The following is a 13,025-nucleotide window of genomic DNA, read 5'->3' as shown; positions in this document are numbered from 1 at the left end:
ACAAGCTGGCGACACGCCGCCCCGCCGCGCGCTTGACGGACCGTGTTGCGCGCCTAAGACAGTGCGACGGGGTCAGGACAGGAATGGCGATGAAGCGAGCGATGATGGCGGGCGTGCTGGCGATGCTGGCGACCGGGGCGGTCGCTCAACAGTATCGCCCCGATTTCGCGCCGCAGACGCTGAAGGGCCCGCGCAAGGGCGTCGCGAACGCGGTGCTCGTGCTCGGCTCGACGCATCTCGCCAATCTGCCCAAGACCTTTCGCCTCGCCGATCTGTCGCTGCTGCTCGACCGGCTGGCGGCGTGGAAGCCCGGCGCGATCGCGGTGGAGGATCTGTCGGGCGCGCAGTGCGATCAACTGCGGCGCTATCCGGCGCGCTACAAGGACACGGTCGAGAGCTACTGCCCGGACGTATCGCCCGCGCGCGCCGCGACGGGCCTCGACGTGCCGCAGGCGACCGAGGAGGCCGATCGGCTGCTGGCGGCGCTGGGACCGACGCCCGATCCGGCGCAGCGCCGGCGGCTGGCGGCCGTGTTCCTGGCCGCGGGCGAGGAGGGGTCGGCGCTCGTCCAGTGGCTGCGGTTGCCCGTGAGCGAACGGCGCATGGGCGACGGGCTGGACGCGAAACTGGTCGCGTGGCTGGAGCGGCTGGCCAGGATGCGCAACGAGACCTACGCCATCGCCGCGCCGCTCGCCGCCCGGCTGGGGTTAGAGCGGCTGGTGGCAATGGACGACCACAGCGCCGATGCGGTCGAGGCCGATCCGGAGGCGGCGGGCAAGGCGATGCAGGCCGCCTGGACCAATCCCGCGTCGACCCGGCGCCGCGCATCGGACCAGCGGCTGACGGCGGCCATGACCTCGCCGGCGGGCGTGCTCGCTCTCTACCGCGCCTACAACGCGCGCGGCCTCGCCCGGCAAATCTACGACAGCGACTTCGGCGCCGCGCTGCAGGAGCCGTCGCCCGGCGCCTATGGCCGGCGCTACGTCGGCTATTGGGAAACGCGCAACCTGCGCATGGCTGCCAACATCCGCAATGCACTGGGCGCACACCCCGGCACGCGCATGCTCGTCATCGTCGGCGCGTCGCACAAACCGTATCTGGAGGCGTATCTCGACCAGATGCACGACGTGCGCCTGACCGATGCGCAGGCGGTGCTGCGCTGACGCGTCGCCGCGTCAGCCCACCGACCGCGTCAGGCTGAGGAACACGTCCTCCAGGTCCGGTTCCTTCGTCGAGACGTCGACGATGCCGTAGCCGTCGGCCTGTACTGCGGCGAGCACTTCGCCCGCGTTGGCGACGTCCTTGCGGTAGGTGATCGACAGCACGCGGCCCTTCGTCTCGACCTTCTCGAAACAACGGGCGGCGGGCGGCGTCGCGATGTCGCGGTCGACGGTCACCTCCACCACCTTCTCCTGCGCGCGGCCGACGAGGTCGCGGGTCGGTTCGTTCGCCACCACCTGGCCATGATCGATGATGGCGATGCGGTCGCACAGCTGCTCCGCCTCCTCGAGATAATGCGTCGTCAGCACGACGGTGACGCCGCCGGCATTGAGCTCGCGCACATAGGCCCACAGCTGTTGCCGCAGCTGGATGTCGACGCCTGCGGTCGGCTCGTCGAGCACCAGTACCGGCGGCGTGTGGACCAGCGCCTTCGCCACCATCAGCCGCCGCTTCATGCCCCCCGACAGCGTGCGGGCATAGGCGTTCGCCTTGTCCTCCAGATGCACGGCGCGCAGCAGGTCCATCGACCGGCGCTTCGCCTTCGGCACGCCGTACAGCCCGGCCTGGATCTCCAGCGTCTCGATCGGCGTGAAGAACGGATCGAAAAGGATCTCCTGATTGACGATCCCGATCGACGCCTTCGCGTTGCGCGGAAGCGCATCAATGTCGAAGCCCCAGATCGATGCCGAACCGCTGGTCTTGTTGACGAGGCCGGCGAGGATGTTGATGAGCGTCGACTTGCCTGCCCCGTTTGGCCCCAGCAGCCCGAAGATCTGGCCGCGCGGCACGTCGAAGCTCACCCCGTCCAGCGCGCGCTTGGGCGCCGCCGATCCGGCGGGCGCGTAGGTCTTGCACAGGTCGCGGATCGAGATGGCGGCGTCGGTCATGCCGCCCGCATAGGCACCTGCGCCTCCCGCAGCAACGGGAAGCGGCCGAGTTCGACATGCCGCGCTTCGCCGACGATGCTTTCGACCAGCACGATCTCGTCCACCAGCCACGCGATCGGATCGATCGCCGCGTCGACGACGACATCGCAGCGATAAGCGAGCGTGACGTGCGGCCGGAACGGCGGATCGCGCCGGAAGGCGGCGCGCGCATCCAGCGCCGCGATGAGCGCCTGACGGGCGGCGCTTGCGTGCGGCAGCGGCTCGCTCGGCAGCAGGGTCGCGTGACGGCGGTTGGCGACGACGCGATCGAAGATCAGGCGGAACGGCGAACTCCTGATCGCAGCGAGTCGCCGCCGCAGATCGTCCAGCGCCCAGACCGGCAGGTCGGCCGCATCGCCCAGCGACAGCATCGTCACGTGCAGCAGCTCTGCCGGGCGCCGCGGGTCCATCCATGGTAGCCGCCGCATGACCTCAGCGGCGGCTTCGTGCGGCTTGGCCAGCAGGTAGAGGGGGCGACTCGCATAACGCATGGCGCCAGCGTATCGTCGATCCAGATCAAAACAAGAACGAACATGCATGTCCTGACCGATTGAACCGTCGCCACGCTATTGCTATCCGGATGGCATGTTGCCGCCCCCCGAAGTCACCCGCGTCACCCACGCCCGCGTCGCCTGCGACGGTGCGCACGACGGCCTCCCTGCATCGCTCGGCCATCCGCGCGTGTGGCTGGAGATCGATGAGCACGGCTACGTCGACTGCGGCTATTGCGACCGCCGCTTCGTGCTGGTCGGCGGCCCGGCGGACGGAGTCGATCAGGCGAGCCTGCCCGACATTTCCGAGGGCGCCAGCCGGTGATCGGCCTGCCGTCGATCCTCGCGGTCGCGGCGTTTCTACAGGCAGGAGCGGCCATGACGCATCACGCAACCGGCACCTTCGAGGTGAAAATGACGCCCGAGGCGCAAGGCGAGGCACCCGCGGGCGGGTTGCCGACCGCGCGGATGGGGATCGCCAAGACGTTCAGCGGCCCGCTGGCCGGCACCGCGACCGGCACGATGCTGTCGGCCGGCACGCCGGGTCCGGGCAAGGTCGCCGCCTATGTCGCGGTCGACCAGTTCGACGGGACGCTCGACGGACGGCGCGGCGGCTTCCTGCTTCTTCACCGTGGCACTATGACGCCCTCGGGCGGGGCGGAGCTGTCGGTAATGATCGTGCCCGACAGCGGCACCGGTGCGCTGCGCGGGATCGCGGGGACTTTGGCGATCGCGGTGGAGGGCGGGGTGCACCGCTACGACCTCGCCTACACGCTGCCGGCCGGGGACGGCGCGCCGCGCTGAGTTTTCACTGGCGCTCCTGCGCAGGCGGGAGTCCAGAGCCACAAGCGCTGCCGTCCGTAAGCCTGCGCGGGAGCAAATCGGTTTACCGACGGCGAGACGCCGACACTTCCCGCTTTGCCCGCGGCCCGTTCCCACCCTATCTACCTTCCCATGACCATCACCGCCGATCCCCGCTCCTTCCTCTATCGCGACGGGTTCGACCCCGACGCCGCGCTGGCGCTGACCGCCTCGGCGCTCGCCCGTGCCGACGATGGCGAGCTGTATCTCCAGTATCGCAAGTCGGAGGCGTTCGGATTCGACGACGGACGGCTGAAGACGGCAAGCTACGATACCCACGCCGGCTTCGGCCTGCGCGCGGTGTCGGGGGAGACGACCGCCTTCGCCCATGCCAATGAACTGAGCGCCGATGCGATCAAGCGCGCGTCGGAAACGATGGCGCTGATCGATCCGGCGACGGGGCCGAAGGCGGCGCCGCCACGCGCCACCAACCGCCACCTCTACACCGATGCCGATCCGCTCGACCTGATCCCCTTCGCCGACAAGGTGAACCTGTGTCAGACCATCGACGCCGCCGCCCGTGCGCGCGATCCGCGCGTAGCGCAGGTGTCGGTCGCGCTGATGGGATCGTGGAGCGTGGTCGAGATCGTCCGCGCGGACGGCTTCGTCGCCACCGACGTGCGCCCGCTCGTCCGGCTGAACGTGTCGATCGTGGTGGAGGCGAACGGCCGGCGGGAGACCGGTACCTATGGCACCGGCGGGCGCACCACCTATGACCGGCTGCTCGAACCCGCGACGTGGAACCGCGCGATCGACGAGGCGCTGGCGCAGGCATTGGTGAACCTCGAATCGGTCGATGCGCCGGCGGGCGAGTTCCAGGTGCTGCTCGGCGCCGGCTGGCCCGGCATCATCCTGCACGAGGCGATCGGGCACGGGCTGGAGGGCGATTTCAACCGCAAGCGCACCTCGGCCTTCTCGGGTCGCATCGGCGAGCGCGTCGCGGCGTCGGGCGTCACGGTGGTCGACGACGGGTCGATCCACGACCGCCGCGGCTCGCTCAGCATCGATGATGAGGGCACGCCGACGCAGGAGAATATCCTGATCGAGGACGGGATCCTGAAGGGTTACATCCACGATCGGCTCAACGCCCGGCTGATGGGCGTCGCGCCGACCGGCAACGGGCGGCGGGAGAGCTTCGCGCACGCGCCGATGCCGCGGATGACCAATACCTTCATGCGCGGCGGCGACGACGATCCGGCAGAGCTGCTGAGCCGCGTGAAGGACGGCATCTTCGCCAAGTCGTTCGGCGGCGGACAGGTCGACATCGTGTCGGGCAAGTTCGTCTTCTCCTGCACCGAGGCGTACCGCGTGAAGGACGGCCGCATCGGCGCGCCGATCAAGGGCGCGACGCTGATCGGCGACGGCCCGAGCGTGCTCACCAAGGTGACCGGGATCGGCAACGACTTCGCGCTGGACGAGGGCATCGGCATGTGCGGCAAGGGCGGGCAGAGCGTGCCGGCGGGCGTCGGCCAGCCGACTTTGCTGGTGTCCGGACTGACGGTCGGTGGCACCGCCGTCTGACGCTACGGAAATATCCGTCCCGACCTGAACCGATCGTTGTTTTCGGTTCATGCAACCGCGTTCGATATGGGCGCGTTACGACTCCCGATATCAAGGTTTGAAGGAGTTGTATCATGCGTAAACTTATCCTCGCCGCCACCGCCCTTGCCGTCGGCGTACCCACCGCGATGACGGTGCCGGTCGCCGTCGAGAACCAGTATTCGCAGGCGGATGCGCAGAAGCGCGCGCGCTATCGCGAGTGGAAGGGTCGTGACGGCCGCTACTATTGCCGCAAGCCGAACGGTACGACCGGTCTGGTCGTCGGCGGTGTTGCCGGTGCGCTGGTCGGTCGCACGATCGATTCCCGCGGCGACCGTACGCTCGGGACGTTGCTCGGCGCAGGCGCGGGTGCGCTCGCCGGTCGCGAGATCGAGCGTAGCGGTTCGCGCAAGACCTGCCGCTAACGACAGCGGGCCGCTGCGGCGGCAGGTCACTACGGAGAGGCGCGCGGGTCGAAAGGCTCGCGTGCCTTTTTTTGTGGGAGGGAGCGGCCCGCCATCCCGCTTAGGCAGAACTCGTGCTCCGGCGAGTACGATACGTCGCCTTACCCCGCATCCAGCGGATACAGCGCCGCGACGATGCGCCGGCCCTCGCCGCGCAGCACGCCCCAGGCGCGGGCGGCGGCGCGGCTGTCCATCACCTCGACGCCCAGCCCGCGCGCCTCCAGCGCATCGACGAAGGCGCGCGGCGGATGCTGCAGCGTCGCGCCGGTGCCGAGCAGCAGGAACTCCGCCGGCGGCTCGAGCGGCAGCAGCTGCGCCATGTCGGCGTCGGTCAGCGCGTGCAGCACGGGCGGGCGCCAGCCATCGGCACGCTCGGGCGAGATCAGCAGGCCGTGGTAGACGTTGTCGTCGACGCGAAAGCCGCCGCCCGAGAAGCCGGCGATGACCGGCCCGTTGGCAGCGGCGTTGCGATCCATCCGCATCGGATCAGGCCGAAACCCGCTCCGCGCGCGACGGTCCGCCCTTGCCGTCCCGGCCGCCGTCCTCGCCACCCGGCGGCAGCGCGCGCAGGCCCAGCGTGATGAGCAGCGACGACGACACGTAGATCGACGAATAGGTGCCGACGACGATGCCCAGGATCATCGCCGCAGTGAAGCCGCGCAGCACGTGCCCGCCCAGGAACAGCAGCGCGAACAGCGCCAGCAGGATGGTGACCGAGGTCATGACCGTACGCGGCAGCGTCTCGTTCACCGACAGGTCGACCAGATCCTTCATGTTCATGTTGCGGTATTTGCGCATGTTCTCGCGGATACGGTCGTCGATCACGATCTTGTCGTTGATCGAATAGCCGATGATGGTGAGGACCGCGGCGACGATGTTCAGGTCGAAATCGAACTGCGTCAGCGCGAAGAAACCAAGCGTCATCAGCAGATCGTGGAAGATCGCGACGAAGGTCGACACGCCGAACTGCCATTCGAACCGGAAGATCGCGAACAGCGAGATGCCGATCATCGCCAGCACGACCGCCAGGATGCCGTTGCGCACCAGCTCGTCCGACACCTTGCCCGACACGGTGGCATAGCGGCTAAAGGTCGCGCCGGGGAATTCCGCCTTCAGCGCGTTCTCGACCTTGCGGACCGCGGCGTTGGTGGCGCCCTCGTCCGCGCCGTCCTGCGCCGGCAGCCGGATCGACAGCGTTTTGCCGTCGCCGATCGGCTGCAGCGTCGCGTCGCCCACGCCCAGTGCGTCGACCACCGATCGTACGCGCTCCAGCGGCGGCGCGACCGGGAATTTCTCCTCGATCATCAGGCCGCCGGCGAAGTCGACGCCGTAGTTGAGCCCCTTCGCCGCGACCAGCCCGACGGCGGCGAGCGACAGCAGGATGGTCAGCCCGAACGCCCAGAAGCGCAGCCGCACGAAGCGGATGTTGGTGTTGTCGGGTACGATCTTCAGGAGGCGCATGATGCGGTCGATCTCAAATATTGATGTCGGTCGGGCGATTCTTGCGAATCCACAGCGCGACCAGCATGCGGGTGAAGACGACGGCGGTGAACACGGACGTGCAGATGCCGATCAGCAGCACGACCGCGAAGCCCTTCACCGGGCCCGAACCGAGCAGCAGCATGATGAGGCCCGAGATCGCGTGCGTCACGTTCGCCTCGAAGATGGTGCGGCTGGCCTCCTTGTAGCCCAGCTCCACCGCCTGCACGACGTTGCGCCCGCGGCGCCGCTCCTCGCGGATGCGTTCGTTGATGAGCACGTTGGCGTCGACCGCGGTGCCGATCGTCAGCACGAAGCCGGCGATGCCCGGCAGCGTCAGCGTGGCGCCCAGCAGCGCCATCATCGCGACGATGACCAGCACGTTGATGACGACGGCGAGGTTCGCATAGACGCCGAACCGGCCGTAGGTGACCAGCATGAAGGCGATGACCGCCGCGACCGCGACGATCGACGCGATGATGCCGGACCGCACCGAATCGGCGCCGAGATCCGGGCCGACGGTCGATTCGTCGACGATCCGCAGGTCCACCGGCAGCTTGCCCGAACGCAGCGCGATGCTGAGTTCGTTGGCCGACTGGGTGGTGAAGCTGCCCTCGATATAGCCCGAACCGCCCAGGATCGGCGTGTTGATGCGGGGCGCGGAGATCACCTGGTTGTCGACGATGATCGCGAAGCGCTTGCCGGTCTGTTCCTGCGTCACCCGCGCGAAGCGGCGACCGCCGGGGCCGTCGAAGGTGAAGTTGACGATGGGGCTGCCGTTTTCCGGATGGAACGCCTGGCGCGCGTCGATCAGCTGGTCGCCCGACACGATGGTCGATCGCTTGACCGCGATCACGCCGCCGGCCTGTCCACCTTCGGCATAGGGCAGCACCTGCGTCCCGATCGGTGCGGGCTGGCCGGTCTGGACGGTCTGAGTCGCCGCTTCGTCGACCAGCTTGAATTCCAGCTTCGCGGTCTTGCCGATCAGATCCTTCAGCGCCTGCGGGTTGCTGAGGCCGGGTACCTGCACGACGATGCGGTTCTTGCCCTGGCGGATGATAGTGGGTTCGCGCGTGCCCAGTTCGTCGATGCGGCGGCGCACGACCTCGGTCGCGTCGACCATCGCGGTGGCGATCGCCTGTTCCAGGCCGGCGTCCGTCGGGCGCAGCACGAACTGCGTCGAATTGACGACCGAGATGTCCCAGTCGCGCTGGCCGGTCAGCCCTGCGCCGGTGGTCATCGGCAGCAGCCGCTCGCGCGCGGCATCGACCTGCGTCGCGTCGCGCACCATGAAGGTCAGCTGACCGTTACGGACCGAGATATCGCCGATGTCGACGCGCGGCGTGCCGCGGCGCATCTCGGTCGATACCTGCTCGCGCATCGCGTCCAGCCGCGCGGCGGCGACGTCGTCCACGTCCGCCTCGAGCAGCAGATAGCTGCCGCCGGCGAGGTCGAGGCCGAAGTTGATGTGCTTGCTCGGCAACCATTTCGGCCAGGCGGCGACGGTCTTCTCGGGCAGGAAGCTCGGGATCGAGAGCAGCACGGCGATGCCCAGAACCAGGCAGATGCTCCAGACCTTCCAGCGGGGAAAGTCGAGCATCAGTCGTTCGCCGGCTTCGAACCGAGCGCGGTGACTTCCGCCAGCGTCGCCTTCACCACCTTCACCTTCACGGTCGGCGCGATCTCGACCTCGACGAAGGCGTCCTCGACGCGCGTCACCTTGCCGACGAGACCGCCGGCGGTGACGACGCTGTCGCCCTTCTTCACCGCGGCGACCGACTGCTGCAGCATCTTCATGCGGCGCTGCTGCGGGCGGATCATCAGGAAGTAGAAGACGACGAAGATGATGACGAGCGGCGCGATCGACACGATCGAGGCGAGGCCGCTGCTGTCTGCGGCGGCGCCGCCGGCCTGGGCGTAAGCTGGAGAAATGAACATGGCTCTCGAAACGGCTGGAGGGGCGCGGCCCTCAGGAAAGGCGCATGGGTGGTCCCGCTAGCAAGGAGCGCGCGCCCGCGCAATGGCGCACCCGCGCGGCGACACGAAGCGCCTTGCATCGCGCGTCCCCCCGGCCTAGATGCCGCGCCTTCGGAGCCCGTCCGCGGGCTCCGCCGGTCGGGGCGTAGCGCAGCCTGGTAGCGCATCACACTGGGGGTGTGGGGGTCGCAGGTTCGAATCCTGTCGCCCCGACCAATTCGAAGATGCGGGAAAGAGGCAGCGAAGCTGCCGACCCACGCATCGAGAACGGCCGGCGGGCAAAGGCCCGGCCGACGGAGCGGCTTCGCCGCTTCGCTGATGCGTTCCTTTCACCGTTCAGACGTGTCCACCATACCGCTGTTTCGCAACGCACCGCGCCTCCACCGTTCGTGCCAAGCGAAAACGAAGCACTCAATTTTGCTCCCCGACCGTCGCGTATGCGGCACCAAGAACGGTGCTTCGACTTCGCTCAGCACGAACGGCGGTTATCGGTAGTTAAAACTCACCGACACCCGCTCGCTCTTCGCGGCGTTCGGCATCACCTCGTGGCGCAGCCAGCTTTCCCACAGGAACACAGACCCTTCCACCGGCTCGGCATAGACGAAGGTGTCGGGTCGCGCCGGCGCGGCCATCAGCATCGGCAGGCGGGGGTCTTCCAGCTTCAGCGCGCCCGATCCCGGCGGCACGTCGATATAGACGGTGCCGGAGACGACGCTGTGCGGGTGGATATGGCCCGAATGCGTGCCGCCCGGCTTCAGGACGTTGACCCACAGGCTGTCCAGCCGCAGCCGCTTGGCGAGATCGAAGCCGCAGTCCTTCGCGAACGCGGCGACATGGCGGTCGAGCTTGCGGACGAGGTCGCCGAAGCGCGGGTCGCGCCGCGGCAGGTCGTCGAGCGAGGCATAGCTGGTATAGCCGCGATAGCCGTGGTCGCGCGACCAGCGCCGCCCGGCGCGGTCCTCCGCCGCCAGGTCGCGGCAGGCGTCCTGCAACTCGGCGATCAGTGCGGGATCGTCCAGGCGGCCGTCGTAGAAATGGGTGGGGAACAGCGTGCGGGTAGGCATCGCCAACGGGTTAGTGGTGAACGCTGCGCAGGTAAATCACACGCTCAGTCGCGCGCGATGCGGATGATCTCGGCAAAGCCGATCGATCCCACCACGCTGCCGTCGCTGCTGAGGATCTCGATGGTCTGCGCCAGGTTGACGACGCCCTCGTCGCGAACGTCTGTTGAGATGATGTCGCGCACGATCTGTTGCGCGCGCTCAATGGCAACCGAATCGCATCGCAACACGACGCCTTCGCCATCGGAAATGTGCGAACCGGCCGCATGAACGTTGAAGTGATATCGCGGCATTGCACTCGTTTCCGGCCTCATCGACCTGAAATCTCATCGACGCGGGCGCGGGGGCGGACGCGGTGAGCCAATTCAACGGGTAACCAATGCCACCGTTCCCGCGACTTACTTAACTTGGATTAGCTCTGACGCGCCCCGGGTCATTCCAACCGCAGCGCCACCGCATTCATGAAACCGGCGTCGTTGCCCTCCGCCAGCGCCGGCGCTTCCGCCGCGATCGCGCCGAGCAGGTCGCCCAGCGCATCGATCTCGCTCTTGTGCCAGTTCGACAAGACATGGCCGGTCACCCGATCCTTGTGACCGGGATGGCCGATGCCGATGCGGACGCGGCGGAAGTCGGGGCCGATATGCGCGACGGTCGACTTCAGCCCGTTCTGTCCCGCGGTGCCGCCGCCCGTCTTCACCTTCATCTTGAGCGGCAGGAAATCCAGCTCGTCGTGGAAGACGGTGACGTCGGCGGGCGTCAGCTTGTAGAAATCCAGCGCGGCGCGGATGCTGCGCCCGCTGTCGTTCATATAGGTCGCGGGCTTCAGCAGCACGATCTTGTGCGCGCCGATCCGCCCGTCCTGTACCCAGCCCTGAAACGCCTTCTTCGGCGCGGCAAAGCTATGGACCGCAGCGATCGCGTCGATCGCCTGGAAGCCGGCATTGTGCCGGTTCAGCGCATATTCGGGGCCGGGATTCCCCAAGCCTACCCACAATTGCATTCAATATCTCCCTCTCCCCACCGGGGAGAGGGCCGGGGAGAGGGGCTGTGTCTCACCGAGACCAAACGCCCGCGGCACTGCCCCTCTCCCAACCCTCTCCCCATGGGAGAGAGGGCTTTATGCGATCGACAGATCAGTCGTCCTTCTGGGTCGTGATCTTGTCGTCGTCGTTGTCGTCGTCGTTCGGCTCCGCTTCGGCGCCTTCGGCCTCGGCCTGCTGCTCGGCAACGGCTTCCGCGGTCAGGGCGTCGGCCTCGGCCAGCGCTTCCTGCACGTCCGCCTTCATCGCCGACGGGGCGATGACGGTGGCGATGGTGAAGTCGCGGTCGTCGATCGACGGCTCGGCACCCTTGGGCAGCGCGACGTTCGAGATGTGGATGGTGTCGCCGACTTCGAGGCCCTTCAGCGAGATCTGGATCTCACCCGGAATCTCGGCCGCGTCGCAGACCAGCTCCAGCTCGTGACGGACGACGTTCAGCACGCCACCCTTCTTGATGCCGGGCGATTCCTCTTCGTCGGTGAACACGATCGGCACCGCGACGGTGACGGTCGAATGCTCGCCGATGCGCAGGAAGTCGACGTGCAGCGGACGATCGGTGACGGGATGGAACGCGACGTCCTTGGGCAGGGTGCGTGCGGCCTTGCCGCCCACGTCGACCATCACGACCGAGTTCATGAAGTGGCCGGTGCCCAGCAGGCGGGCGAGCTCACGCTCGTTCACGCTGATGCTGATGGGTTCCTGCTTGTTGCCATAGATCACGGCGGGGACGCGGCCATCGCGACGCAGTGCCCGGGAGGCTCCCTTGCCAGCCCGGTCGCGCGTCTCGGCCGACAGGTTAAGCTGTTCGCTCATCGTCAGTTCCGATCTTGCTTGTGTTTCGTATATTGCCCGGCAGGCCTCCAGGGATGACCCTGCCGCGACAAGCGCGCGCCCTTAGCGGGACCGCGAGGAAAACGCAAACTGCGGCCCGCCCATAGTGAAGCCCCTCCCTCGTGAAGGGAGGGGTTGGGGTGGGTGGGCCTGAAGAGAGGCAAACGCCCGCCACGGGCCAACCCACCCCCGACCCCTCCCTTGTTCAAGGGAGGGGAGCAGCAGCGCTCAATATTTCACGCGCTTCGCGACCAACTTCTTCGCCTTGAGGTCGGCGATCACGCTCTTGTTGCCGGCCAGATGGCCCGCGCCTACCGCGACGAACACGGTACCCGGCTTGGCCATGCGCTTGGCGATCCAGTCGGCCCAGCGGGCGTTGCGATCGTACAGCAAGGTCTTCGCCACCTCGGGCGAATCCTTCATGCTCTCGTTCAGCAGCGCGGCGAGCTTGTCGGGATCGCCCTTCGCCCAGTCGGCGACCATCGTCTCCATCGTCTGGCCGATCTTGGGCATCTCATCGACGGTGCCGGTCAGGAACGCGGTCTGCGCCGCCGGGGTCAGCGTGTCGAAGAAGCCGATTTGTTGCTCTGCCGTCTCGAACGAATCGATCGTCTTGTTCGATGCCTTGGCGGCGGCGGTCAGCGTCTTTTCCGCGCCGCTGTTGGGGTCGTAGCCTGCTTTGACTAACGGGATGATCGCCAGGTTGATCCCCGCGAACCACGGCTTGTACCGGTCGAATGCGGTCGGCGGCACGCCGATGTCGGTCATCGCCTTCGCGTACTTGGCGCGCGCGGCCTCAGGCAGGTTCGCGGTCAGCGTCTGGCCTTCGGGCAGCATCGCCTTCGACATCACGATCTGCTGCATCGTCGCCGCGTCGGGCTCGACCAGCTCGAGCACCAGCGTGTCGGACTTGTCGAACGCGGTCTTCACCGCCTCGTCGAACCAGGTCAGGCCGGGCTTCAGCACATGGACGGTGCCGAACAGATAGATGGTGGTGTCGGCATCCTTCACCACCCACAGCGCGGGATCGGCGTCCTGCACAGCGGGGGCGGCGGGCGCGGCCTGCTGGCCGCAGGCGGGGAGGGCCAGCATCAGGGCGAGGGCGGAGGCGGCGGTCTTCATCAGATTGGTCATG

Annotated in this window: 16 protein-coding genes and 1 tRNA gene; 6 read left to right on the top strand and 11 right to left on the bottom strand. The window is 67.7% G+C overall.

Features of this window, described 5'->3' with window-relative positions:
• The first annotated feature begins 89 nt into the window (after positions 1-89).
• Positions 90-1,163, top strand: a complete 1,074-nt coding sequence (locus tag ACX40P_RS00390; protein ID WP_459124327.1) for a DUF5694 domain-containing protein — start codon at positions 90-92, stop codon at positions 1,161-1,163.
• A gap of 12 nt (positions 1,164-1,175) precedes the next feature.
• Here ACX40P_RS00390 and ACX40P_RS00385 read toward each other — a convergent pair whose 3' ends face one another.
• Together ACX40P_RS00385 and ACX40P_RS00380 are read right to left on the bottom strand one after the other, a co-directional pair.
• Positions 1,176-2,108 (bottom strand): ABC transporter ATP-binding protein, encoded by a 933-nt coding sequence (locus ACX40P_RS00385; RefSeq protein ID WP_459124326.1) that lies wholly within the window; start codon positions 2,106-2,108, stop codon positions 1,176-1,178.
• Entirely contained in the window at positions 2,105-2,638 is a 534-nt protein-coding gene (locus ACX40P_RS00380; protein WP_459124325.1) for a 2'-5' RNA ligase family protein, read from the bottom strand. Before ACX40P_RS00380 ends, ACX40P_RS00385 begins: the two co-directional genes overlap by 4 nt.
• A 94-nt stretch (positions 2,639-2,732) precedes the next feature.
• On the opposite strand from ACX40P_RS00380, the gene ACX40P_RS00375 reads away from it, so the two are divergent.
• The 4 genes from ACX40P_RS00375 to ACX40P_RS00360 all read left to right on the top strand — a co-directional run bounded on the left by ACX40P_RS00375 (position 2,733) and on the right by ACX40P_RS00360 (position 5,463).
• Positions 2,733-2,963 carry a zinc-finger domain-containing protein gene (locus ACX40P_RS00375; RefSeq protein WP_459124324.1) on the top strand — a complete coding sequence of 77 codons (231 nt, stop codon included), beginning with the start codon at positions 2,733-2,735 and terminating at the stop codon, positions 2,961-2,963.
• Positions 2,960-3,442, top strand: coding sequence for a DUF3224 domain-containing protein (locus ACX40P_RS00370; protein WP_459124323.1), 483 nt, complete (start codon positions 2,960-2,962; stop codon positions 3,440-3,442). Before ACX40P_RS00375 ends, ACX40P_RS00370 begins: the two co-directional genes overlap by 4 nt.
• A 150-nt stretch (positions 3,443-3,592) precedes the next feature.
• Complete coding sequence (tldD, locus tag ACX40P_RS00365; protein ID WP_459124322.1) at positions 3,593-5,020, top strand: metalloprotease TldD; 1,428 nt, start codon at positions 3,593-3,595, stop codon at positions 5,018-5,020.
• 113 nt (positions 5,021-5,133) lie between these two features.
• On the top strand, positions 5,134-5,463 hold the full coding sequence (locus ACX40P_RS00360; RefSeq protein ID WP_459124321.1) for a glycine zipper 2TM domain-containing protein: 330 nt from the start codon (positions 5,134-5,136) through the stop codon (positions 5,461-5,463).
• A 140-nt stretch (positions 5,464-5,603) separates the two neighbouring features.
• Here ACX40P_RS00360 and ACX40P_RS00355 read toward each other — a convergent pair whose 3' ends face one another.
• Genes ACX40P_RS00355 through yajC form a run of 4 tightly spaced genes read right to left on the bottom strand, consistent with a single transcriptional unit; the run spans position 5,604 to position 8,919 of the window.
• Positions 5,604-5,984, bottom strand: a complete 381-nt coding sequence (locus ACX40P_RS00355; RefSeq protein WP_459124320.1) for an Mth938-like domain-containing protein — start codon at positions 5,982-5,984, stop codon at positions 5,604-5,606.
• Positions 5,985-5,988: 4 nt separating this feature from the next.
• A complete protein-coding gene (gene secF / locus ACX40P_RS00350) occupies positions 5,989-6,963 on the bottom strand; it encodes a protein translocase subunit SecF (protein WP_459124319.1) in 975 nt (324 codons plus the stop codon).
• A 13-nt stretch (positions 6,964-6,976) separates the two neighbouring features.
• Entirely contained in the window at positions 6,977-8,581 is a 1,605-nt protein-coding gene (gene secD / locus ACX40P_RS00345; RefSeq protein WP_459124318.1) for a protein translocase subunit SecD, read from the bottom strand.
• On the bottom strand, positions 8,581-8,919 hold the full coding sequence (gene yajC, locus ACX40P_RS00340) for a preprotein translocase subunit YajC (RefSeq protein ID WP_459124317.1): 339 nt from the start codon (positions 8,917-8,919) through the stop codon (positions 8,581-8,583). Before yajC ends, secD begins: the two co-directional genes overlap by 1 nt.
• A 178-nt stretch (positions 8,920-9,097) precedes the next feature.
• On the opposite strand from yajC, the gene ACX40P_RS00335 reads away from it, so the two are divergent.
• Positions 9,098-9,174: transfer RNA gene (locus ACX40P_RS00335), tRNA-Pro, on the top strand.
• Between the two features lie 269 nt (positions 9,175-9,443).
• Here ACX40P_RS00335 and ACX40P_RS00330 read toward each other — a convergent pair.
• The 5 genes from ACX40P_RS00330 to ACX40P_RS00310 all read right to left on the bottom strand — a co-directional run bounded on the left by ACX40P_RS00330 (position 9,444) and on the right by ACX40P_RS00310 (position 13,024).
• A complete protein-coding gene (locus tag ACX40P_RS00330; protein WP_459124316.1) occupies positions 9,444-10,022 on the bottom strand; it encodes a TIGR02466 family protein in 579 nt (192 codons plus the stop codon).
• Between the two features lie 44 nt (positions 10,023-10,066).
• Positions 10,067-10,312, bottom strand: a complete 246-nt coding sequence (locus tag ACX40P_RS00325) for a DUF6894 family protein (RefSeq protein WP_459124315.1) — start codon at positions 10,310-10,312, stop codon at positions 10,067-10,069.
• A gap of 140 nt (positions 10,313-10,452) precedes the next feature.
• Positions 10,453-11,019: an aminoacyl-tRNA hydrolase gene (gene pth, locus ACX40P_RS00320; protein WP_459124314.1), complete on the bottom strand. Its 567-nt coding sequence runs from the start codon at positions 11,017-11,019 to the stop codon at positions 10,453-10,455.
• 133 nt (positions 11,020-11,152) lie between these two features.
• Positions 11,153-11,872 (bottom strand): 50S ribosomal protein L25/general stress protein Ctc, encoded by a 720-nt coding sequence (locus tag ACX40P_RS00315; protein WP_459124313.1) that lies wholly within the window; start codon positions 11,870-11,872, stop codon positions 11,153-11,155.
• Positions 11,873-12,118: 246 nt separating this feature from the next.
• Positions 12,119-13,024 (bottom strand): TraB/GumN family protein, encoded by a 906-nt coding sequence (locus ACX40P_RS00310; protein ID WP_459124312.1) that lies wholly within the window; start codon positions 13,022-13,024, stop codon positions 12,119-12,121.
• Position 13,025: the final 1 nt, after the last annotated feature.

The sequence above is a fragment of the Sphingomonas sp. RS2018 genome (assembly GCF_054489605.1).
The sequence above is the reverse complement of the archived record's forward strand: the minus strand, read 5'-3'. Positions and strand labels throughout refer to the sequence as shown.